Below are 21,228 nucleotides of genomic sequence, written 5' to 3' on the forward strand. Positions count from 1 at the left end.
GTCAACGATACTCGATGACCGCGTCGCGCCGCAGATCGCGCAGCTTGCTCTGCGCACGCAGGTTGACGCGCTGCTGTTCGAGCTGGCCCTGGATCTGCGCCGCGCCCGGCACCGCCGATTGCTGCGGATCGTCGCGGCCGCAGAGCACCAGCGCGCGCACGCCCTCGGTCGGCGAACCGAACGGCGGGGTCGCCTGACCGACCTGCAGCTTGAGCAGGATTTCCTGCAGCTGCGGCGGCAGGTCGCGGATGCGGACCGAATCGTTGTCGACCACTTCGGCACCGATCGTCGCGGCGACCTTCTCGACCGTGCCGCAGCCCTGGATCGACTGGACCGTCTTGGCGAAGGTCGCGGCGCGCACCTGCGCCTGCGCCTGCGTCGTGCCGGCGGGGAAGCCGACGGTGAGCTGCTTCAGGCTGAGCCGCGCATCGCGCGGATCGGCGGCACCGATCGTCCGCTTGTCGGTGAGATAGAGGATCGAGAAGCCGCCCGGCGTCTCGACGGGACCGGCGACCTGGCCGACCTGCATCTGCTGCGCCGCATCGGCGAGCGGCTGCGGCAGCGTCACCAGTCGAATCCAGCCGAGATCGCCACCGACGCCGCGCGTCGAGGCTTCCGAATAATTGCGCGCGAACAATTCGAACGGCTGCTGCGCCTTCTGGATTTCGCCGATGATCTGCTTGGCCTTGGCGAACACCTCGGCACGGTTGCCGTCGTTGGCGCTCAGGTAGATCTCGCGCAGATTGTATTCCTCGGTGCCGCGCGACGCCTCGATGCGCTTCTGGATCGCGCTCACCTCTTCGTCGCCGACGTTGACGAACGGCTCGATCTTGCGGCGCAGATAGCGGCTCCAGGCAAGTTCGCCCTCGATCGCCCGGCGCAGCGACCGCTCCGACGATCCCGCCTTGCGCAGCGCGACGCGCAATTGCGGCACGGTCATGTTGAACCGCTTGGCGAGGCCCGCCTCGCTCTGGTCGAGCTCCGCCGCGGTGACGGTGATCTCGGCGGTCTTCGCCTCCTGGATCTCCAGCGTCTCGTCGATCAGCTGGCGCAGGATCTGCAGCTTGAATTCGTCGATCTGCTCCGCCGCCGGTCCGCGGCCGCCGTTGTTGAAGACGGTGAGCGCCAGCCGTTGGTCGACGTCGGTGCCGGTGATGACCGTGTCGTTGACGATCGCGGTCGGCTTGCGCACGTTGGGGTCGAGCTTGCCGAAGATCTGCAAATTGGTGGGGATGTTGAGGTTGGTCTCGGGCACCTGCTGGTCGGGCACCGTCTGCGCCACCGCGCCGGTGGCGATCGCCGCCAGCGCGAGCCAGCTCATGGTGCGACCGATCCGGGCGCTGCGTCGATTGTTCTGCGTCACGTTCTTCCGTTACCCCAAAGCTCGGCGTCGCGCATCGGGCACGGCGCCTGTTCCGGTCATGCCCCGATCCATCTGAACTGCGGCTTAGCGGCCGAGGTTGGTCAAGGCCAGCGTCAACAGGAAGCTGTTACCCGAGCGCGCATCGCCGGTATCCTGATAATCGCGCCGCCAGGTCATGCCGAGCCGCAGGCAGTCGTCCTCATATTGGACACCGAGCCGGTGGCGGATCGGATCGAAGCCGTCGGACAGCGACTGCGGGTCCTCGCTGCGATCGGTGAGGTCGATGACGGTCGAGCCGAACACCGACCAGAAGCGCGCGAACTGCACCCGGCCGGCGAGCCGCACCTCCTCGCGATCCTGCAGATCCTCGATCGCCGGGAAGATGTTGCGGTTGAGCCGCAGATAACCGGCGAGGATATAGGTCGAGCGCGACCCGACCGTCGCATCCACCTCGTTGCGGCGCACCGCAAAGCCGTCCTTGTCGAGCCGGTAGCGGTGGATGATCGAGACGAAGTCGCGGATGCGCAACGTCGTGCGCCCGACGAAGTCGGAGAAACGGTCGCTGAGCCCGGTGCCGCTCGGCAGGATCGTCGGGCGTTCCGACAGGCGATAGCTCTGGCCGATCACCGTGTCGAAGGTCACGCCGGGCACCGCCACCGCCCATTCCGCGCCGTAGGTCGCGCGGCTGCTGTCCTCCCAGCGATCGTAGCCGGCGAAGCGGTTGAGCGCGAAGAGGTTCGAATCCTCGAGGTCGACCGCGCGCGCATCCTCGTTGGGAACGTCGAGATTGGCGACCTTGGGGCTGGCGACGATCTGCAACCGCGGCGTCAGCCGCTGCGTGCCGCCGAGGAATTCGCCGACGAACGGCCATTTGATGTCCGCCGCCAGCGCGCCGATCGCGCGCGCCTGAAAGCCGTCGACGCCGCGATAGCTGGCGACCGAGGTCAGCAGCGAATTGTGCGTGTTGTAGGCGTCGGCACGGGCATAAGCGGTGAACGTCACCTCCTGGCCCCAATTGGTCAGCCGCCTGAGGTCCCATTGCCCGGCGACGAAGGCGCGCTGCGTGTCCTGTCCCTCGGTGCGGGTGATCGCCAGCGTATTGGCCTGCAATTGCAATTTGCCGCCGGCGAGATCGATCCGCTTGCGGAAATCCATCTCGGGCAGCGCGATCGGCTGGTTGCCCTGCGGATCGTTGACGCGCAGCGTCTGGATGTACCAGCCGGTCAGCGCGAAATAGGTGTTGGGATCGATCCGCTCGAGCGAGGCGGTGGTGCGCAGCCGGTCGTCGCGCGAAATGTCGTAGCGGCGCAGGAAGGTGCGGTCGCTGGCGATCCGCGCCGATCCGCTGACGCTCCAATTGGGGGTCAGTTGGTAGCGCGCGATGCCGTCGATATAGCCGCGGAACGCGCGCTCGGTATCGGTCGGCGTCACCGTGTTGAGATCGTCGCTGCGCCGACTCTCGGTGACGTAGCCGGTCACCTGGAAGGCGCCGTTGGTGCCCAGCGCCTCGTAGCGCGCCTGCATCATCGGCAGCACCGCGGAGAAGACGTGCGGGGTGAGCGTCAGCCCCTTGTTGGGCGCCAGCCGGAAATAATAAGGCGTCACCAGTTCGAGCCCGTTGACCCGGTCGAGCTGAAGGTCGGGCGCGAGCAAACCGCTTTCCGAACCGCCGCCGACCGGCATCGAGAAGGCGGGCAGGGGCAGCGCCGGCAAGCCGAACAGATGGAATTGCCCGCCGCCGAAATAGACGCGCTCGCGATCGGGGCGATAGGTGATCCGCACCGCGGTGATCTGCCACGACGGCGTCTTGGGACAGCCCTCGGAGGTCTGCACCGCGCACGGCGTATAGGCCGCCTTGTCGAGCTGCATCGAGCCGTCGGTGTGGCGCGTGCCGCGCTCCGCCGCCATCCGCCCGCCCTGTTCGAGCACGACCAGCATGTTCTGGACGATTCCGTCCTTCAGCGAATCGGTCAGCTCGATCGAATCGCCGTAGGCGACGTCGCCCTGCGGGTTGGTGACGGCGATGTTGCCGGTCGCGACGACCTTGCCGGTCTTGCGGTTCCACACCACCTTGTCGGCGCGCAGCCGGTCGCCCTGGCGGAACATCCGCACCTCGTCGAGCGCGGTCACCATGTCGGCGTTGCTGTCATAGTCGAGGCTGCCGGCGCTGAATTGCACCTGATCGTCAGCCGCGGGCGTCGCCAGCGCGGGATCGCTCGCCGGCGGCGGCGCGACCGGGCGGTTCTGCAGGTCCTGCGCCGCCGCCGGTGCGACGAGCAGCGCCGCGGCGAGCGCACAGCCGGCCATAAGGTCGAAACGCAACACGATTATCCGAATACCCTTTCGGCGTGGCCGGCCCCGCCCTGAACGGCGCCGCACCCCACGCCCGCCTATCGCATCACCCGCGCGGCGCTGCAATCGTTGTGCTTGCCGCCCGGCGACCTTAGATCATGTGCCTGTTCTCGTCCCAGGAAGTCACCCTACATGCAGATCGCCTTCTCGTCCGCCGCTACCTCTGCCCCTGCGATCCTCGCGTTGCCGATCGAAAAGGATCTCGCCGGCCGCGCCAGCTGGGCGGGGCTCGGCGACGGGCATCAGGCACTCGCCACCGCCGCGGCGCGTGCCGCGCGCTTCGATGGCGAGGCCGGCGCGATCGTCGAGCTGTTCGTTGCCGAGGGCGACGCCACGCGGCAGGTGCTGCTGCTCGGCGTCGGCGCCAATGGCGAGGCGGATTGGGAGAAGGCGGGCGGCGCGCTGGTCGCCAGATTGCTCACCTCCGGCGCCACCGACGTCACCGCGGACCTGTCCGCCGCCAGCCCGACGGCGAAGGCCGCCGCGCGCTTCGCCGCCGCCGCCGCGCAGCGCGCCTGGCGCTTCGACCAGTATCGCACCAAGCTGCCCGACAAGCAGAAGCCGACGCTCGCCACGCTGACCGTCGTCGGCGCCCCCGCCGACACCGATGCCGCCTGGGCGGCGCAGCATGCGGTCACGCAGGGCCTCGAACTCACCCGCAACCTCGTCGCCGCACCGCCCAACATCCTCTATCCCGAAAGCTTCGTCGAGCAGGTCCGCGCCAGCGTCGAGGGCCTGGGGCTCGAGATCGTCACCGTTGACGAGGCGGAGATGGCCGAATTGGGCATGGGCGCGCTGCTCGGCGTCAGCCAGGGCTCGGTGCGCGAGGCGCGCATCCTCGCACTCAAGTGGAACGGCGCGGGCGAGGGCGATCCCACGCTGGCGCTGGTCGGCAAGGGCGTCACCTTCGACACCGGCGGCATCTCGCTCAAGCCCGGCGCGGGCATGGAAGACATGAAGTGGGACATGGGCGGCGCCGGCGCGGTCGCCGGCACGATGAAGGCGCTCGCCGCGCGTAAGGCCAAGCTCAACGTCGTCGGCGTGATGGGCCTCGTCGAGAACATGCCCGACGGCAACGCACAGCGTCCCGGCGACGTCGTCACCTCGATGTCCGGCCAGACGATCGAGATTCTCAACACCGACGCCGAGGGCCGGCTGGTGCTCGCCGACGCGATCACCTGGACGCAGAAGACCTTCCGCCCGAAGACGATCATCGATCTCGCCACGCTGACCGGCGCGATGATCGTCAGCCTCGGCAACGAATATGGCGGCGTCTTCGCCAACGACGACGGCCTCGCCGACACGTTGCTCGCCGCCGGCCTGGCGACGGGCGACAAATTGTGGCGCTTCCCGTTGTCGGACGCCTACAACAAGCTGATCGATTCGCCGATCGCCGACATGAAGAACGTCGGCCCGCGCGGCGCCGGCTCGATCACCGCGGCACAGTTCATCCAGCGCTTCGTCGACGAGGGCGTCGCCTGGGCGCACCTCGACATCGCCGGCATGGTGTGGAGCGACAAGGCCGGCGCGACCTACGACAAGGGCGCCACCGGCTACGGCGTCCGCCTCCTCGACCGCGCCATCGCCGACCATTTCGAGCGCTGACCGCGGGTTCCGCCCCTCCGGAAAGGGGCAGAGCTATTGCAAATCGCTGATTGGGACGTCGTGACGGTCCTTACATCCTCCGTCACGCCGGACCTGACCCGGCATCCCGCTTCTCCACACCGTCGGTAGAAGCGGGACCCCGTGGCAAGCCCGGGGTGACGAAGCGCGTTTGAAAACGCATCCAATCACCCGGATGCGCATATGCAATAGTTCTGCTGAAAGATGGGTAGGACCTTCGAGCGGCCGCCGTGGCTCCACACCCAACCAACGACCACCCCACGCACGCGTCACCGCGAGGGGTGACGCCGCCCCACCGCCACGCTACCCCGTCCCGATGCAGGTCGACTTCTACCATCTCACCGCCACCCCGCTCGACCGCGCGCTGCCGCAGATCGCCGCGAAGGTGGTCGAGACAGGCAACCGGCTGCTGATCGTCAGCGCCCGCGACGAGCAGCGCGCCGAACTCGACCGGTTGCTGTGGGTCTATCGTCCCGACAGCTTCCTGCCGCACGCCCAGCTCGGCGCGGGCGACGACGCGCGCCAGCCGATCCTCATCGCGCCCGAGGTCCGCGCCGCCAACGACGCCCGCTACGTCGCCCTGGTCGACGGCGAATGGCGCGATGCCGCGCTCGACTTCGACCGCGCCTTCCACTTCTTCGAAGACGAATTCATCCGCCCCGCCCGCGACGCGTGGCGCGCGCTCGGCGGCCGCGACGGCATCGAACGCCGCTATTGGAAGCAGAACGACGCCGGCCGCTGGGAACAGGCGGCCTGATCGGCGCACCGCCGCGAACCCGTCACGCCGCCCAGCCGAAGCGGTTGCAAACATGGCGCCCCCCGACTAGGGCGGCGCCACTTCCCGACCGCCCAAAACAGGAGCCCGTGACCATCATGGCCGCGAACCGTACCTTTTCGATCATCAAGCCCGACGCCACCCGCCGCAACCTGACCGGTGCGGTCACCAAGATGCTCGAAGAGGCCGGCCTGCGCGTCGTCGCTTCGAAGCGCATCCAGATGACCCGCGAGCAGGCAGAGGGTTTCTACGCCGTCCACCGCGAGCGGCCGTTCTTCAACGACCTCGTCAGCTTCATGATCTCCGGCCCGGTCGTCGTGCAGGTGCTCGAGGGCGAGAACGCCATGCAGCGCAACCGCGACATCATGGGCGCCACCAACCCGGCGAACGCCGAGCCCGGCACGATCCGCAAGGAACTTGCCGAATCGATCGAGGCGAACACCGTCCACGGTTCGGACTCGGACGAGAATGCCGAGATCGAGATCGCCTATTTCTTCAAGCCCGAAGAGATCGTCGGCTGATGACCTGGCGGCTGCGGTGCGCGTCCCCGGAGGATGCGCCCGCGGTCGCAATGGTGGCGGCCGCGAGCTTCCTCACCACCTTCGCCGGCATCCTCGACGGTGCCGACATCGTCGCGCATGTCGCCAAGAACAGTTCGGCCGACCGCTTCGCCGCTTGGGCCGCCGATGCCGCCAGCGTGGTGACGCTGGCCGAGCATCCCGACGGCGCCGCACCGATCGGCTATACGCTGCTCACCACCCCCGACCTGCCGCTTTCGATCGATGCGGGCGATATCGAACTTCGCCGCATCTACACGCTGCCGGTGGCGTACGGCACCGGGCTCGGGCCGGCGCTGATTGCGCGCGCGTTCGACGATGCGCGGGCGATGGGCAGGACCCGCATGCTGCTGGGCGTCTACGGCGGCAACGATCGCGCGCGGCGCTTCTACGAACGGCAGGGCTTCACCGTCGCCGGCCGTCGCCAGTACCAAGTCGGCGCGACGCTCCACGACGATTTCATCTACGCACGCCCCCTCTAAATCCTCCCCCGCCAGGGGGAGGTGTCAGCGCAAAGCGCTGACGGAGGGGGAGGAAAGGGCGGGAGCCTGATCGTGGGGCTCCGCCCCGTCCTCCCCTCCGTCACGCCTTGGGCGTCCTACCTCCCCTTTGCGGGGGAGGACGGGATCGCCCGATCACGCCGGTGCGAACACCCCGTCGTCGTCCATCACATGCAACTGCCCGTCGGCGATCGCGAAATACGCGCCGCGCAGCTTGAGCTTGCCCGCCGCCTCGCGCTCGGCGACGAACGGGAAGGTGCGCAGGTTCGCGATGCTGACCCGCACCGCCTCATGCTCCAGCTCGCGCTTGGCGTCCGCGCCATCGCCGAACTTCGCCTTCACCTTGTCGCGCGCGCCGTCGAGGAGCCCGACCCAGTCGGAGATGAAGCCGCCTTCGCCGGGCTTGCTGTCCTTGAACCCGCCCGACAGCGCCGCCGCGCAGCCGCCGCACGACGCATGGCCCATCACCACCACCTCGGGCACTTCGAGCTGCGTCACCGCAAATTCGACCGCCGCCGAGACGCCGTGATAGCCCTTGGTGGTCTCGAACGGCGGCACGAGGTTGGCGACGTTGCGCACCGTGAAGATCTCGCCCGGCGCGACGTCGAAGATCTGCATCGGATCGACGCGGCTGTCGGAACAGGCGACCACCATGACCTTGGGGTCCTGTCCCTGGCTGAGCTGGCTCCAGCGTTCGCGCTGCTCGGTCCAGCCCTTGGCGCGGAACCGGCGATAGCCTTCGACCATGTCGGCGAAATCGGTCATTGTACCTCCGTTATCTGTCCGTTTCGGCTGGTATAACGCATCTTTGCGGGCAGGGTCCCCCCTTCCGTCGCACGGCAAAGCTTCTTCACAAACGGCATGGCGGTTGTTCACAAACGACGGAGTCGCTATCTCGCGGATCATGAACGAGATGACCCCGCTCGCCCGTCCCGAACGCCTGCGCAAGCCCGACTGGATTCGCGTCAAGGCGCCGACCAGCGCCGGCTTCGCCGCGACGCGCGAACTGATGCGTTCGAAAAGCCTCACCACCGTCTGCGAAGAGGCGGCGTGCCCGAACATCGGCGAATGCTGGTCGAAGAAGCATGCGACGGTGATGATCCTCGGCGACACCTGTACGCGCGCCTGCGCCTTCTGCAACGTCAAGACCGGCATGCCCCGCGCGGTCGATCCGATGGAACCCAATAACGTCGCGGACGCCGCGGCACAGATGGGCCTCGAACATATCGTCGTCACCTCGGTCGATCGCGACGATCTGCCCGACGGCGGTGCCAAGCAGTTCGTCAAGGTGATCGAGGCGATCCGTCGCTCCAACCCGCGCACGACGATCGAGATCCTCACCCCCGATTTCCGCAACAAGCACGAGGCCGCGGTCGAGGCGATCGTCGCGGCACGGCCGGACGTCTACAACCACAATCTCGAGACGGTACCGCGGCTCTATCCGACGATCCGCCCCGGCGCGCGCTATTACGCCTCGATCCGCCTGCTGGAGAGCGTCAAGAAGCTCGACCCGTCGATCTTCACCAAGTCGGGCGTGATGCTCGGCCTCGGCGAGCAGCGGCTCGAAGTCCATCAGGTGATGGACGACATGCGCTCCGCCGACATCGATTTCCTGACGATGGGCCAGTATCTCCAGCCGACGCCGCGCCACGCCAAGGTCGCCGAATTCGTCACGCCCAAGGCGTTCGACAGCTATGCCGCGATCGCGCGTGCCAAGGGCTTCCTGCTGGTCGCCTCGTCGCCGCTGACGCGGTCGAGCTATCATGCCGGCGACGATTTCGCCAAGATGCGCGATGCCCGTGCCGCCAAGCTTGCCCAGAGCGCCGTGCCGCAAACCGCGAGCGTCCGTGCCTAAACATTCCGAAACGCGCCATCTGCCCTACACCCCCGAGCAGATGTTCGACATGGTTGCCGACGTGAAGCGCTACCCGGAGTTCCTGCCCTGGGTCAGCGCGATGCGCGTGCGCCAGGACAGCGACACCGCGACGCTCGCCGACATGATCGTCGGCTTCAAGGGCCTGCGCGAGACCTTCACCTCGAAGGTCGAGAAGACGCGCGCCGAGACGATCCACGTCGAATATGTCGACGGTCCGCTCAAATACCTCCACAACGACTGGCGGTTCCGTGCCGAAGAGGGTGGCTGCGCGGTCGATTTCGCGGTCGATTTCCAGTTCAAGAACCGGATGTTCGAGATGCTGGCTGGGCAGGTGTTCGGCGTCGCGCTGCGCCGGATGATCGGCGCGTTCGAGGATCGCGCCAAAATCCTCTACGGCAGCAGCAGTTCCAGCGCGACCAGCGCCGCCTGAAGCCGGATACCGCCGCGCCCCAGGTCGCCGAACGCCTTGCGATCGGCGTGGACGTCCGAGGGATCGCCGCCTTTTTCGGCGCGGGCGAACACGACGGTGCCGACCGGCTTCTTGATCGATCCGCCACCCGGCCCGGCGACCCCGGTGATCGCCACCGCGACATCGGCACCGCTATTGGCGAGCGCGCCCTGCGCCATGCTCCACGCCACCGCGATCGATACCGCGCCGAACGTCTCCAGCACGTCGCTGTTGACCTTGAGCAGCTTCATCTTGGCATCGTTCGAATAGGTGACGAAGCCCGCGCCGAACACGTCGGACGAGCCCGGCACCTCGGTGATCGCCGCGGCGACCAGCCCCCCGGTGCAGCTCTCCGCCACCGCGATCGTCCGGCCGGCGGCACGGTTCGCCTCGACCACCTTCGTCGCGGCCTCGATCAGCTCGCGGGGAAGCACCGTATCCATCAGCGTTGGCCCTCCGGACAGAGCGGCAGGTCGGGCACCGCGATCGCCTTGCCCTTGGCCTTCTCGCCCTTGAAATAGCGCAGGGTGGTGACGATCACCCCCGCGGTGTTCTGCGGCGGCAGCGGCGCGAGCTGCGTGACGAACCGGTCGATCGTCGCGCAATCCGCCGGGTTGATCCGCCCGACCAGCAGCGGCGCCAGCGCCGCGGTGAGCAGCGGCCGCGCGAACTCCGACTGGAGCAGCGTATCGATCATCGGATCCGACAGTTTGACGATCGCCGCCCGCGCATTCGGCCACGCCCGGTCGGCAGCGTCGCGATAGCGACCGAGGAACTCGCTGTCGGTGCGCCGGATCAGGCTGGAGGAGGGCAGGCGCGTCGTGCAGATGATCCCGGTCTGCTGGATGATGTCGGGCAGCGCCACCAGCGTCATCGCCTCCGCCTCCGGCGTGGTAATGCAGCGCGTCTGCGCCTCGGCCGACGAAGCGGCGAGCAGAGCGACGATCGCGACCAGCGCCCTCATCGCGGCAGGCTCACGGTCGCCACCGCCTGTGCGGCGATCCCCTCGCCGCGGCCGGTGAAGCCGAGCCGTTCGGTCGTCGTCGCCTTGATGCTCACCCGATCCTCGCGCAATCCGAGCAACGCGCCGATCCGCGCGCGCATCGCCTCGCGGTGCGGCCCGATCTTGGGCGCCTCGCAGATCAGCGTCAGGTCGACGAAGTCGATCCGCCCGCCCTTGTCGGCGATCAGCCGCGCCGCATGCTGGAGGAATTGCGCGGAATCGGCCCCCTTCCATTGCGGGTCGGAGGGCGGAAAGTGAGTCCCGATATCCCCCGCCGCGATCGTCCCGAGCAACGCATCGGTCAAGGCGTGCAGCCCGACGTCGGCGTCGCTATGCCCGGACAAACCCTTGTCGTGCGGGATCAGCACCCCGCCGAGCCACAATTCCTCGCCCGCCTCCAGCCGATGCACGTCGAACCCCGACGCGCTGCGCGTCTCCCAGGTCACACGGGCCTCTGCGGCGGCGAAATCCTCTGGATGCGTTACCTTATCGAGCATCGCATCGCCCTGCACCAAAGCGACGCTCCCGCCAAGCCGCCGCACCATCTGCGCATCGTCGGTCGCCTCGTCGCCCGCCGGCCAGCCGGCATGCGCCGCGCGCAGCGCCGCGACGCGGAACCCCTGCGGCGTCTGCACCCGTGCCAGCCCGTCGCGCGGCACCACCGCACCGTCGCGCACCAGCGTATCCGCCACCGCGAGCACCGGCATCGCCGCCTCCGCCCCGTCGAGCGCCGCCAGCACCCGGTCGATCACCGCCGCCGGCACGAACGGCCGCGCCGCATCATGGACCAGCACGCGCGCGCCGGTGACGGCGGCGAGCCCGCGCGCCACCGACTCGCGCCGCGTCGCGCCGCCGACCACGGTGCGCACGCCGCCCAATGCCGCCAGCGCCAGCGCTTCGGCACCGGGCGCGATCACCACCACCACCTCGTCCACCGCCGGATGCGCGGCGAAGGCGGCATAGGCATGCGCGACGAGCGGCTTGCCCGCCACCACGGCATATTGTTTGGGCAGCGCACCGCCCGCCCGCGTGCCGCTGCCCGCCGCCACGATCAGCGCCGTCGTCGAAGGTCGATCCGTCATCGCGCCGCTCTAGCCGCCCACCCGCAACCTTGCCAGCACCGCCGCAAGCCGCTAGGAGGATGCCCAATTTTCAGGCAGATCATGGCAGCTCTCACGCCCATCCAGATCGGTCCCGTGCGGATCGACCATCCCGTCGTTCTGGCGCCGATGACCGGCGTCACCGACATGCCGTTCCGCACGCTCGTGCGCCGTTACGGCTCCGGCCTCAACGTCACCGAGATGATCGCCAGCCAGGCGGCGATCCGCGAGACGCGCCAGTCGCTCCAGAAAGCGGCATGGCATCTGTCGGAGGAGCCGGTCTCGATGCAGCTCGTCGGCTGCACCCCTTATGAGATGGCCGAGGCGGCGAAGCTCGCCGAGGACCGCGGCGCCGCGATCATCGACATCAACATGGGCTGCCCGGTCCGCAAGGTTACCAACGGCGATGCCGGCTCGGCGTTGATGCGCGACCTCAAGCTCGCCGCGCAACTCGTCGATGCGGTGGTCAAGGCGGTCAGCGCGCCGGTCACGCTCAAGATGCGGATGGGCTGGGACCTCGACAGCCTCAACGCTCCCGAGCTGTCGCGCATCGCGCAGGATCTGGGCGTGCAGCTGATCACCGTCCATGGCCGCACCCGCAACCAGATGTACAAGGGCCAGGCCGACTGGCGCTTCATCCGCACCGTCAAGGATGCGGTGACGATTCCGGTGATTGCCAACGGCGACATCTGCACGATCGACGACGCCGTCGCCGCGCTCGACCAGTCCGGCGCCGACGGCATCATGATCGGCCGCGGCGCTTATGGCCGGCCGTGGCTGCTCGGCCAGGTGATGGACTATCTCGCCACGGGCAACCGCCGGCCCGATCCGTCGCTCGACGAACAATATCGCGTCATCATCGAACATTACGACGCGATGCTCGATCATTATGGCAGCATCACCGGCGTCAACATGGCGCGCAAGCACATCGGCTGGTACACCAAGGGGCTGACCGGCTCCGCCGAATTTCGCAACGCGGTCAACCAGCAGCCCGACGCCGCCGTCGTGAAGCGCATGCTCACCGATTTCTACGCACCGCATCGCGATCAGCCGATCCGGCAGGCCGCCTGACCGGCGAATGGAGCAGCGTACCGGCTACACTTCCGGCCGGCCCGGCTTCGCCGAACTGTTCGCGGCGCTGCCGGTCGCGGTGGTGGTGGTCGATCCCGACGACCGCATCGCCCATGCCAACGGTTTCGCCGAGCAATTGCTCAACCTGTCCGAACGCGTGATGCGTGGCCAGCCGCTCGCCGCGATCCTGCCGCCGCCCGCCGCCGACGCACGCCGCGATGGGCAGGGCTTCGCCTTCTACGATACCGAGATCGCGACGCCGCACGGCCCCAAGATCCGCGTCGATTTCGTCGAGGCGGCGATCCCCGATCATCCCGGCTGGCGCGCGATCACCCTCCACACCGCCGCCAGCACCCGCGGCCTGGGCCATTCCGGGCGCAGCGCCGGCGCGCGTGCCGCCAGCGGCGCCGCGGCGATGCTCGCGCACGAGATCAAGAATCCGCTGTCGGGCATCCGCGGCGCGGCGCAATTGCTCGGCACCGGCGAGCTGACCACCCTGATCGTCACCGAGGTCGACCGGATCGCCGCGCTGATCGACCGCATGCAGGATTTCAGCGACACCCGCCCGCTGCCGATCGTGCCCGAGAACATCTATCCGCTGATCGGCCACGCCCGCCGCCTCGCGCTCGCCGGCTTCGCCCGCGGTATCGCGATCGAGGAACGGTTCGATCCGTCGCTGCCCGCCGCCGCGATCAACCGCGACGCGCTGCTGCAGATCCTCATCAACCTTCTGAAGAACGCGGTCGAAGCCAATCGATCGGTGCGCAATCCGCGCATCCTCATCACCACCGCCTATCGTCACGGCATGTCCGTCGTCGCCGCGCCCGGCCGGCCGCGCACGCCGCTGCCGATCGAGATATGCGTGATCGACAACGGCCCCGGCGCCCCCGCCGATATCGCCGACCATCTGTTCGACGCCTTCGTCTCGGGCCGGCCGGAGGGGCAGGGACTCGGTCTCGCTTTGGTCGACAAACTGGTCCGCGACATGGGCGGCATCGTCCAATATGCCCGCGAAGGAACCCCGGAAATGACGACGCTCCGCCTCCTGCTGCCGCGCGGCGCCGCATGACTCGCATCCTCGTCGTCGACGACGATGCCGCGATCCGCACCGTCGTCGCGCAGGCGCTGCGCCGCGCCGGCCATGACGTGCAGACCGCCGAGACGCTGGCGCAGCTCGACCGGATGCTCGCCACCCGCGTTCCCGACGTACTGATCACCGACGTTGTCCTGCCCGACGGCGATGGCATCGCGCGGGCCAAGGAGATCGGCGAGCGGCTGCCGCAACTCCCCGTCATCATCCTCTCGGCGCAGAACACGCTGACCACCGCGGTCCGCGCCGCCGAGGTCGGGGCGTACGAATATCTCCCCAAGCCGTTCGATCTCGACGATCTCACCCGCGCGGTGACCGGCGCGCTCGCCCGCGGCGCGGTGATGCCGCAGCCCGAGGCGGGCGAGGACCCGGCGCTGCCGCTGATCGGCCGTTCGCCGGCGATGCAGGACGTCTACCGCATCATCGCGCGGGTCCTCTCCAACGACCTCACCGTGCTGATCTCGGGCGAATCGGGTACCGGCAAGGAACTCGTCGCGCGCGCGATCCACGATCTCGGCGCCCGCCGCGCCGCGCCCTTCGTCGCGATCAACATGGCGGCGATCCCGCGCGAGCTGATCGAGGCGGAATTGTTCGGCCACGAACGCGGCGCGTTCACCGGCGCGGCGATGCGCAACGCCGGCCGCTTCGAACAGGCGGCGGGCGGCACGCTGTTCCTGGACGAGATCGGCGACATGCCGATGGAGGCGCAGACGCGGCTGCTTCGCGTCCTCCAGTCGGGCGAGTTCACCACGGTGGGCGGCGCCCGCACGATGCGCGCCGACGTCCGCGTCGTCGCCGCCACCAACCGCGATCTCACCCAACAGGTCGCCTCCGGTCAGTTCCGCGAGGATCTCTTCTACCGGCTCAACGTCGTGCCGATCGCGCTCCCCGCGCTGCGCGAGCGCCGGCAGGACATCCCGCTGCTCGCCCGCCACTTCCTCGAAATGGCCGCCGCACAGGGCCTGCCGCGCCGCCAGCTCAGCGACGCCGCGCAGGCATCGCTCACCGCGCACGACTGGCCCGGCAACGTCCGCGAACTCGAGAATCTGATGCGCCGCCTAGCGGTGCTCGCCCGCGACGAACTGATCGACGCCGCGACGATCCGTGACCTGCTCGGCGCCCCCGGCACCAGCGGCGAAGCCTCCGACCCCGGCATCGCCGAAGCCGTCCGCCATCTCGTCGAGCGCATCGCCCGCGAACGTCCCGGCGCGCTCGACGACGGGACGCTCTACGACCGCGTCATCGGCGAGGTCGAACGCCCGCTGATCGAGGCGATGCTCGCCCGCCACGCCGGCAACCAGCTCCGCGCCGCAAGAGCGCTCGGCCTCAACCGCAACACCCTGCGCAAGCGACTGGACACCCTGGGAATCAGCACGCGCGCAGAGGAGTAACGGGCAGGGGGTCATAGTCCCCGCCACAAGCAACCCGGACTCGGTCCGGGGTCCACTCTGCGGCGAGGAGAGGGGCTTGAGCAAGCCTCATCCCCTCACAGCGCCCCAGTGCTCCTGCGAACGCAGGAGCCCGGAACGTCATAAGCCGTTATTCTGCCTAACCCTGGGTTCCTGCGTCCGCAGGAGCACGGCATCGCTTTGTACCCGGCTGACCCTCGCAGAGGTTCGAACATTTCCACGGTGACGAGGCTGCTTGCGCGATCGACTGCTTCCCCCATTGCCGTGTTTTCGCGAAGTCGGCAGCCACATCGCGGTTCTAGAGGAAGGCAGATACGTTCACGCGGAGGCGCGGAGATGAACCGCTCGGGGCAGCGTGGCCTGTCGTGGCAGACGGCGCGATGGCAAGCTGCCGCTGCACCGAATGCGACACCTCCGCGCCTCCGCGTGGACCGATTCACGGCACACCCAACCAGCGACCCGCCCCGCTCACCCTACTGTCACCACAAACCACCGTTCCCGATAAATTATGTGGTTTCCGTGCAACAATCCACGTTGTACGAAGGGTCGAATGAACGCGGCCCCCATGCCCGATCTGATCGCACCCGCCCCGGACCGCCGGCTGCGCATCACGCCCGCCGTCGAGGCGCTGGTGCTCGTGCTGGCTATCGCTATCGCGACCGCGACCTATTTCGTCATCACCGGCAGCAGCAAGCCCGCGCAGCCGCTGTCGCCGCCCGCGATCGCGTCGCTGCTCGTCGCCAATCTCGTTCCCGGTATCGCGCTCCTCATGCTGCTCGGCCGCCGCATCGCCCGCAAGCGTGCCGCGGCCTCGCTGGTCGGCGGGGAGGGGGTCCTCCACGTCAGGCTGGTGGCGATCTTCTCGATCATCGCCGCCGTCCCGGCGTTGCTCGTCACCATCTTCGCCTCTTTGCTGTTCCAGATCGGCGTCGAATTCTGGTCGTCGGATCGCGCGAGCGGCATGATCGAGAATGCCCGCACGTTGGTCGGCGAAAACTATCAGCGCGAGGCGAACCGCGTCATTGCGCAGGTGCAGGCCATGAGCGGCGATCTGGCCAGGGATTTGCAGGGCCACGACATCGACAGCCCGTATTTCCAGAATGCGCTTCTGCTACAGACCTATCGTCGCGAACAATCGGAGGCGATGATCATCCGTCGCGGCGAAGCCGATCCGCTCATCGTCCTCAACCCCTATGACAAACCCCTGCAGAACCTGGTGAACCCGTCCGTCGAACGCGCGCTGGATCGGGGGGCGGGCTTCGTCGTCATCCGCAGCGACGACCGCATCGGCGTCGTCGTTCCGCTCACCTACGGCAAGGGCGCCTACCTCTATTCCGCCCGCATCTTCGACCCGCAGCTCGCCAGCCAGATCCGCCGCGGCGACGCGATCATCCGCGACTATCAGGCGCTGCAAAGTCGCTCGCGCGCGTTGCAGCTCAAGTTCAACGCCGCGCTGCTGATCGTCTCGCTGCTCATCGTCGGCATCGCCGTCTGGGCGGCACTGGCGGTCGCCGACCGCCTCGTGCGCCCGGTCGCCGAGCTGGTCGGCGCGGCGCGCAAGGTCGCCACCGGCGATCTCACCGCGCGCGTTCCTGACCCCCGCCGCAAGGACGAAGTCGGCACGCTCGCCAATGCCTTCAACCAGATGACCGGCCGCCTGCAGGAGCAGAACAGCGCCCTGGTCACCGCCAACGACCAGCTCGAGAACCGCCGCGCGCTGATCGAGGCGGTGATGGCCGGGGTGTCGGCCGGCGTCGTCGCCACGGCCGAGGACGGCACGATCCGCATCGCCAACCGCTCCGCCACCGAGCTGATCGGGGCGGGGGCGGACGGCCTGATCGGTCGCCCGCTCACCACCATCGCCCCCGAACTCGCCGATCTCGTCCACGGGCACGAGCGCGAGGCGATCGTCCAGGTGATTCGCAATGGCGAAACCCGCACGCTCGCGGTGCGCATCGCGCGCACCGACGCCGGCCCGATCCTCACCTTCGACGACATCACCCAGCAGTTGCTCGACCAGCGTCGCGCTGCCTGGTCCGACGTCGCACGGCGGATCGCGCACGAGATCAAGAACCCGCTCACCCCGATCCAGCTCGCCGCCGAACGGCTCCAGCGCCGCTACGGCAGCAAGATCGATCCCGCCGACACCACCTTCGCGCGGCTCACCGACACGATCGTCCGCCAGGTCGGCGACCTGCGCCGGATGGTCGACGAATTCTCCTCCTTCGCGCGCATGCCCAAGCCCGTGTTCCGCGAGGAATCCCTGGTCGACATCGCCCGCCAGGCGCTGTTCCTGCACGAGGTCGCGCATCCCAATATCCGTTTCGAACTCGACCACAGCATCCCCGCACCCACGCTCGTCTGCGACCGCCGCCAGCTCGGCCAGGCGTTCACGAATATTGTCAAGAACGCCGTCGAAGCCATTGAAAGTAAGGGCGAAAGTGGCGGCTCCGTGATTATGCACGTGCGTGAGGATAGTGATGTTACGACCGTCGAGCTCGCCGACACCGGGGTCGGCCTGCCACCCGATCGCGATCGTATCGTCGAACCCTATATGACGACGCGCGCCCGCGGCACCGGCCTCGGCCTCGCCATCGTCAAGAAGATCGTCGAGGAGCATCACGGCACCATGACCTTCGCCGACCGCGACGGCGGGGGGACCGTCGTCCGCATGACCTTCGACGCCGCGGCGCTCGCCGCCCTCGACCAGGGGGCCGCCGCGCCCGAGCCGGCTGGCGAAGGCCAGCTCGCCGCCCTCACACGCAATCGGAATTAGACATGCCGCTCGACATCCTCGTCGTCGACGACGAACACGACATCCGCGAACTGGTCGCCGGGGTCCTCGAAGACGAGGGCTATGAGACCCGTTCCGCCGCCAACAGCGATGCGACGCTGGAGGCGATCGCCACCCGCCGCCCGTCGCTGGTGCTGCTCGACGTCTGGCTACAGGGCTCGCGGCTCGACGGGCTGGAGCTGCTCGACGAGATCAAGCGCCGCGATCCGTCGATCCCGGTGCTGGTCATCTCGGGCCACGGCAATCTCGACACCGCCGTCGCCGCGATCCGCCGCGGCGCCAGCGACTTCATCGAAAAGCCGTTCGAGGCGGAGCGGCTGCTCCTCCTCGTCGCCCGCGCCACCGAGACCGAACGCCTCCGCCGCGAGGTCGCCAGCCTGCGCGTCTCGGCGGGGCGCGAGAGCGACCTCACCGGCAGCTCGGGCGCGATCAACGGCGTCCGCGCCACCCTGAAGCGCGTCGCCGCCACCGGCAGCCGCGTGCTGATCATGGGGCCGGCGGGCGTCGGCAAGGAGGTCGCCGCCCGCCTGCTGCACGGCTGGAGCAACCGCGCGCAGGCACCCTTCGTCATCGTCAGCGCCGCCCGCATGACCCCCGAACGCGTCGAGGAGGAGCTGTTCGGCGTCGAGGAGAGCGGCGACCTCGTCCGCCCCGGCCTGCTCGAACAGGCGCACGGCGGCACGCTCTTCCTCGACGAGATCGCCGACATGCCCGTCGCGACGCAGGCCCGCATCCTGCGCGTCCTCACCGACCAGAGCTTCAGCCGCATCGGCGGCACCCGCATCGTCAAGGTCGACGTCCGCGTCGTCTCCGCCACCTCGCGCGACCTGACGCACGAGATCGCCGAAGGCCGCTTCCGCGAGGACCTCTATTACCGGCTCAACGTCGTCCCCGTCGTGCTGCCCGCGCTCTCCGAACGGCGTGAGGACATTCCGGCGCTGGTCGAGCATTTCATGGCGCATTATGCCGCCGACCGCCGCGTCCCGACGCCGGAGATCGCCCCCGACGCGATGGTCGCGCTGCAATCCTACGACTGGCCCGGCAACGTCCGCCAGCTCCGCAACGTCGTCGAGCGGACGATCATCCTCGCCCCCGGCGACCGGATCGGCCGCATCGATCTCGACCTGCTCCCCGCCGAAGTGCTCGGCGATCAGGGCGATCTCGGCAGCGGGGGCGGGGGGGCGATCATGGGCGCACCGCTGCGCGAGGCGCGCGAGACGTTCGAACGCGAATATCTCCGCGTCCAGATCCGCCGCTTCTCGGGCAACATCAGCCGTACGGCGAGCTTCATCGGCATGGAACGCTCGGCGCTGCATCGGAAGCTCAAGCTGCTCGGCATCACCGACATGCGCGAGGATTGAGCGCTGGACGTAGGGCCGCATCGTTCATAGATGCAGCGTGTCGCCCGATCCGGGCGACGATCCGACGCCGGGAAACGGCGCGATAGCGGGCAAACGGCTCGCCAAGAACCGAAAGGCTCATCATGGCCGAAAAACAAGGGTCTCTGCAGGACCTCTTCCTCAATGCGCTGCGCCGTTCCAAGACGCCGGTGACCATGTTCCTGGTCAAGGGCGTCAAATTGCAGGGCATCGTCACCTGGTTCGACAATTTCTCGGTGCTGCTGCGCCGCGATGGCCAGTCCCAGCTCATCTACAAACATGCCATTTCCACCATCATGCCGTCGGGTCCGATGGATATCGCCGCGCTCATCGAGTCGGTCGGCGAGGCGCAGCGCAAGCAGCCGCTGTTGCAGGAGATCTTCCTCAACGCCGTGCGCAAGTCGGAAGACTCGGTCACGATGTTCCTGATCAACGGCGTCATGCTGCAGGGCCAGATCGCCGGTTTCGACCTGTTCTGCATGCTGCTCCAGCGCGAAGGCATGGCGCAGCTCGTCTACAAGCATGCGGTTTCCACCATCCAGCCGGCTCGCGCGTTGAACCTTGCCGATGAGGGCGAGACGGAAGAATAATAGTGAGCAATGGTTTCAACCGCGACCGCGACGAATTTGCCCGTGGCGGTCGCACGCTGATCGTCCTGCCGGATCAGGGCGACGCGCATCGCGATGCCGATGCCCGGCTCGATGAGACGGCGGGCCTCGCCGCGGCGATCGGGTTGGTCGTGACGGAGAAGGTCGCGGTGCGGGTGCGCTCGCCCAAGGCGGCGACGCTGATCGGCAGCGGCCAGGTCGAGCAACTCGCGGTGCAGGTGCGCCAGAACGAGGCCGACCTCGTCGTGTTCGACGCGAGCCTGACCCCGGTGCAGCAACGCAATCTCGAAACCGCGCTCGAAGCCAAGGTCATCGATCGCACCGGCCTGATCCTCGAAATCTTCGGCGAACGCGCCGCCACCGCCGAAGGGCGGTTGCAGGTCGAACTCGCCCACCTCGATTATCAGGCCGGCCGGCTGGTGCGCAGCTGGACCCACCTCGAACGGCAGCGCGGCGGCTTCGGCTTCCTCGGCGGTCCCGGCGAAACGCAGATCGAGGCCGACCGGCGCCTGATCCGCGACCGTATGGCGCGCCTGCGCCGCGAACTGGAGCAGGTCAGCCGGACCCGCGGCCTCCATCGCGACCGGCGGCAGCGTGCGCCGTGGCCGATCATCGCGCTGGTCGGCTATACCAATGCCGGCAAGTCGACGCTGTTCAACCGGCTCACCGGTGCGCACGTCATGGCCGAGGATCTGCTGTTCGCGACGCTCGACCCGACGTTGCGGCAGATTTCGTTGCCCGGCATCGACAAGGCGATCCTCTCGGACACGGTGGGCTTCGTCTCCGATCTGCCGACGCAGCTCGTCGCCGCTTTTCAGGCAACGCTGGAGGAAGTGGTGTCGGCCGACCTGCTGATCCACGTCCGCGACATCGCGCATCCGGAAACCGAAGCGCAGCGCAGCGACGTCGAGGCGGTGCTGGCGGAGATCGGCGTGTCCGAACTGACCCCGCGCTTCGAGGCGTGGAACAAGCTCGACCTGCTCGAAGGCGAACGACACGAGGACGTTTTGGTCGAAGCGAGCCATCGCGACGATGTCGTCGCGATCTCGGCGCTCAGCGGGGAGGGGATCGACGATCTGATCGAACAGGTCGCCGCCAAACTCACCGCAGGCCATCGTCGTTATTGGATCACGCTGGATGCCGGCGACGGGGCGGGGGCTGCCTGGCTGCACGCGCATGGCGAGGTGCTCGGCCAGATCAGCGAGGATCTTCAGACGCAATATGAGGTTCGCCTCGCAGAGCGCGATTACGAACGCTTTTTGCAGCGATGAGACCGGTGC

19 protein-coding genes are annotated in these 21,228 nt (G+C 68.2%); 13 read left to right on the forward strand and 6 right to left on the reverse strand.

Annotated features, from left to right (window positions below; translation table 11 throughout):
• Position 1: 1 nt before the first annotated feature.
• Positions 2–1,321, reverse strand: coding sequence for a peptidylprolyl isomerase (locus tag SFC76_RS09825; protein ID WP_322849297.1), 1,320 nt, complete (start codon positions 1,319–1,321; stop codon positions 2–4).
• A gap of 126 nt (positions 1,322–1,447) precedes the next feature.
• Positions 1,448–3,670 carry an LPS-assembly protein LptD gene (locus SFC76_RS09830; protein ID WP_322849463.1) on the reverse strand — a complete coding sequence of 741 codons (2,223 nt, stop codon included), beginning with the start codon at positions 3,668–3,670 and terminating at the stop codon, positions 1,448–1,450.
• 177 nt (positions 3,671–3,847) lie between these two features.
• Here SFC76_RS09830 and SFC76_RS09835 point away from each other — a divergent pair, with 177 nt between their 5' ends.
• The 4 genes from SFC76_RS09835 to SFC76_RS09850 all read left to right on the forward strand — a co-directional run bounded on the left by SFC76_RS09835 (position 3,848) and on the right by SFC76_RS09850 (position 7,152).
• Positions 3,848–5,320 (forward strand): leucyl aminopeptidase, encoded by a 1,473-nt coding sequence (locus SFC76_RS09835; RefSeq protein ID WP_322849298.1) that lies wholly within the window; start codon positions 3,848–3,850, stop codon positions 5,318–5,320.
• 334 nt (positions 5,321–5,654) lie between these two features.
• Positions 5,655–6,095 carry a DNA polymerase III subunit chi gene (locus tag SFC76_RS09840; protein WP_322849299.1) on the forward strand — a complete coding sequence of 147 codons (441 nt, stop codon included), beginning with the start codon at positions 5,655–5,657 and terminating at the stop codon, positions 6,093–6,095.
• A gap of 116 nt (positions 6,096–6,211) precedes the next feature.
• Complete coding sequence (gene ndk, locus SFC76_RS09845) at positions 6,212–6,634, forward strand: nucleoside-diphosphate kinase (protein ID WP_037536422.1); 423 nt, start codon at positions 6,212–6,214, stop codon at positions 6,632–6,634.
• Positions 6,634–7,152: a GNAT family N-acetyltransferase gene (locus SFC76_RS09850; RefSeq protein WP_322849300.1), complete on the forward strand. Its 519-nt coding sequence runs from the start codon at positions 6,634–6,636 to the stop codon at positions 7,150–7,152. The genes ndk and SFC76_RS09850 overlap by 1 nt, the downstream gene beginning before the upstream one ends.
• 153 nt (positions 7,153–7,305) lie before the next feature.
• Here the strand turns inward: SFC76_RS09850 and SFC76_RS09855 are convergent, their stop codons facing one another.
• Positions 7,306–7,935 carry a carbonic anhydrase gene (locus SFC76_RS09855; RefSeq protein WP_322849301.1) on the reverse strand — a complete coding sequence of 210 codons (630 nt, stop codon included), beginning with the start codon at positions 7,933–7,935 and terminating at the stop codon, positions 7,306–7,308.
• 139 nt (positions 7,936–8,074) lie between these two features.
• Between SFC76_RS09855 and lipA the strand changes: the two genes are divergently transcribed.
• Together lipA and SFC76_RS09865 are read left to right on the forward strand one after the other, a co-directional pair.
• Entirely contained in the window at positions 8,075–9,025 is a 951-nt protein-coding gene (gene lipA, locus SFC76_RS09860) for a lipoyl synthase (protein WP_322849302.1), read from the forward strand.
• Positions 9,018–9,476 (forward strand): type II toxin-antitoxin system RatA family toxin, encoded by a 459-nt coding sequence (locus SFC76_RS09865; RefSeq protein WP_322849303.1) that lies wholly within the window; start codon positions 9,018–9,020, stop codon positions 9,474–9,476. The genes lipA and SFC76_RS09865 overlap by 8 nt, the downstream gene beginning before the upstream one ends.
• On the opposite strand, the gene SFC76_RS09870 is transcribed toward SFC76_RS09865, so the two are convergent.
• The 3 genes from SFC76_RS09870 to SFC76_RS09880 are packed head-to-tail and all read right to left on the reverse strand — an operon-like array spanning position 9,437 to position 11,579.
• Complete coding sequence (locus tag SFC76_RS09870; protein ID WP_322849304.1) at positions 9,437–9,937, reverse strand: CinA family protein; 501 nt, start codon at positions 9,935–9,937, stop codon at positions 9,437–9,439. The genes SFC76_RS09865 and SFC76_RS09870 overlap by 40 nt on opposite strands.
• The gene (locus SFC76_RS09875) at positions 9,937–10,458 is read right to left on the reverse strand and encodes a hypothetical protein (protein ID WP_322849305.1); all 522 of its coding nucleotides are present in this window, start codon (positions 10,456–10,458) and stop codon (positions 9,937–9,939) included. The genes SFC76_RS09870 and SFC76_RS09875 overlap by 1 nt, the downstream gene beginning before the upstream one ends.
• Positions 10,455–11,579: a bifunctional 2-C-methyl-D-erythritol 4-phosphate cytidylyltransferase/2-C-methyl-D-erythritol 2,4-cyclodiphosphate synthase gene (locus tag SFC76_RS09880; protein WP_322849306.1), complete on the reverse strand. Its 1,125-nt coding sequence runs from the start codon at positions 11,577–11,579 to the stop codon at positions 10,455–10,457. The genes SFC76_RS09875 and SFC76_RS09880 overlap by 4 nt, the downstream gene beginning before the upstream one ends.
• An 81-nt stretch (positions 11,580–11,660) precedes the next feature.
• Between SFC76_RS09880 and dusB the strand changes: the two genes are divergently transcribed.
• From dusB to hflX, 7 genes are all read left to right on the forward strand, one after another.
• A complete protein-coding gene (gene dusB / locus SFC76_RS09885) occupies positions 11,661–12,668 on the forward strand; it encodes a tRNA dihydrouridine synthase DusB (protein ID WP_322849307.1) in 1,008 nt (335 codons plus the stop codon).
• 7 nt (positions 12,669–12,675) lie between these two features.
• Complete coding sequence (locus SFC76_RS09890) at positions 12,676–13,737, forward strand: two-component system sensor histidine kinase NtrB (RefSeq protein WP_322849308.1); 1,062 nt, start codon at positions 12,676–12,678, stop codon at positions 13,735–13,737.
• Complete coding sequence (gene ntrC, locus SFC76_RS09895) at positions 13,734–15,149, forward strand: nitrogen regulation protein NR(I) (RefSeq protein ID WP_322849309.1); 1,416 nt, start codon at positions 13,734–13,736, stop codon at positions 15,147–15,149. Before SFC76_RS09890 ends, ntrC begins: the two co-directional genes overlap by 4 nt.
• A gap of 583 nt (positions 15,150–15,732) precedes the next feature.
• Positions 15,733–17,943 (forward strand): ATP-binding protein, encoded by a 2,211-nt coding sequence (locus SFC76_RS09900; RefSeq protein WP_322849310.1) that lies wholly within the window; start codon positions 15,733–15,735, stop codon positions 17,941–17,943.
• Between the two features lie 2 nt (positions 17,944–17,945).
• Entirely contained in the window at positions 17,946–19,322 is a 1,377-nt protein-coding gene (locus SFC76_RS09905; protein ID WP_322849311.1) for a sigma-54-dependent transcriptional regulator, read from the forward strand.
• Positions 19,323–19,444: 122 nt separating this feature from the next.
• Positions 19,445–19,930 (forward strand): RNA chaperone Hfq, encoded by a 486-nt coding sequence (hfq, locus tag SFC76_RS09910; RefSeq protein ID WP_322849312.1) that lies wholly within the window; start codon positions 19,445–19,447, stop codon positions 19,928–19,930.
• 2 nt (positions 19,931–19,932) lie between these two features.
• Complete coding sequence (gene hflX / locus SFC76_RS09915) at positions 19,933–21,219, forward strand: GTPase HflX (RefSeq protein WP_322849313.1); 1,287 nt, start codon at positions 19,933–19,935, stop codon at positions 21,217–21,219.
• The last annotated feature ends 9 nt before the right edge of the window (positions 21,220–21,228 follow it).

Source organism: Sphingomonas sp. CD22 (assembly GCF_034556155.1).
In the GTDB taxonomy this organism is placed as follows: domain Bacteria; phylum Pseudomonadota; class Alphaproteobacteria; order Sphingomonadales; family Sphingomonadaceae; genus Sphingomonas.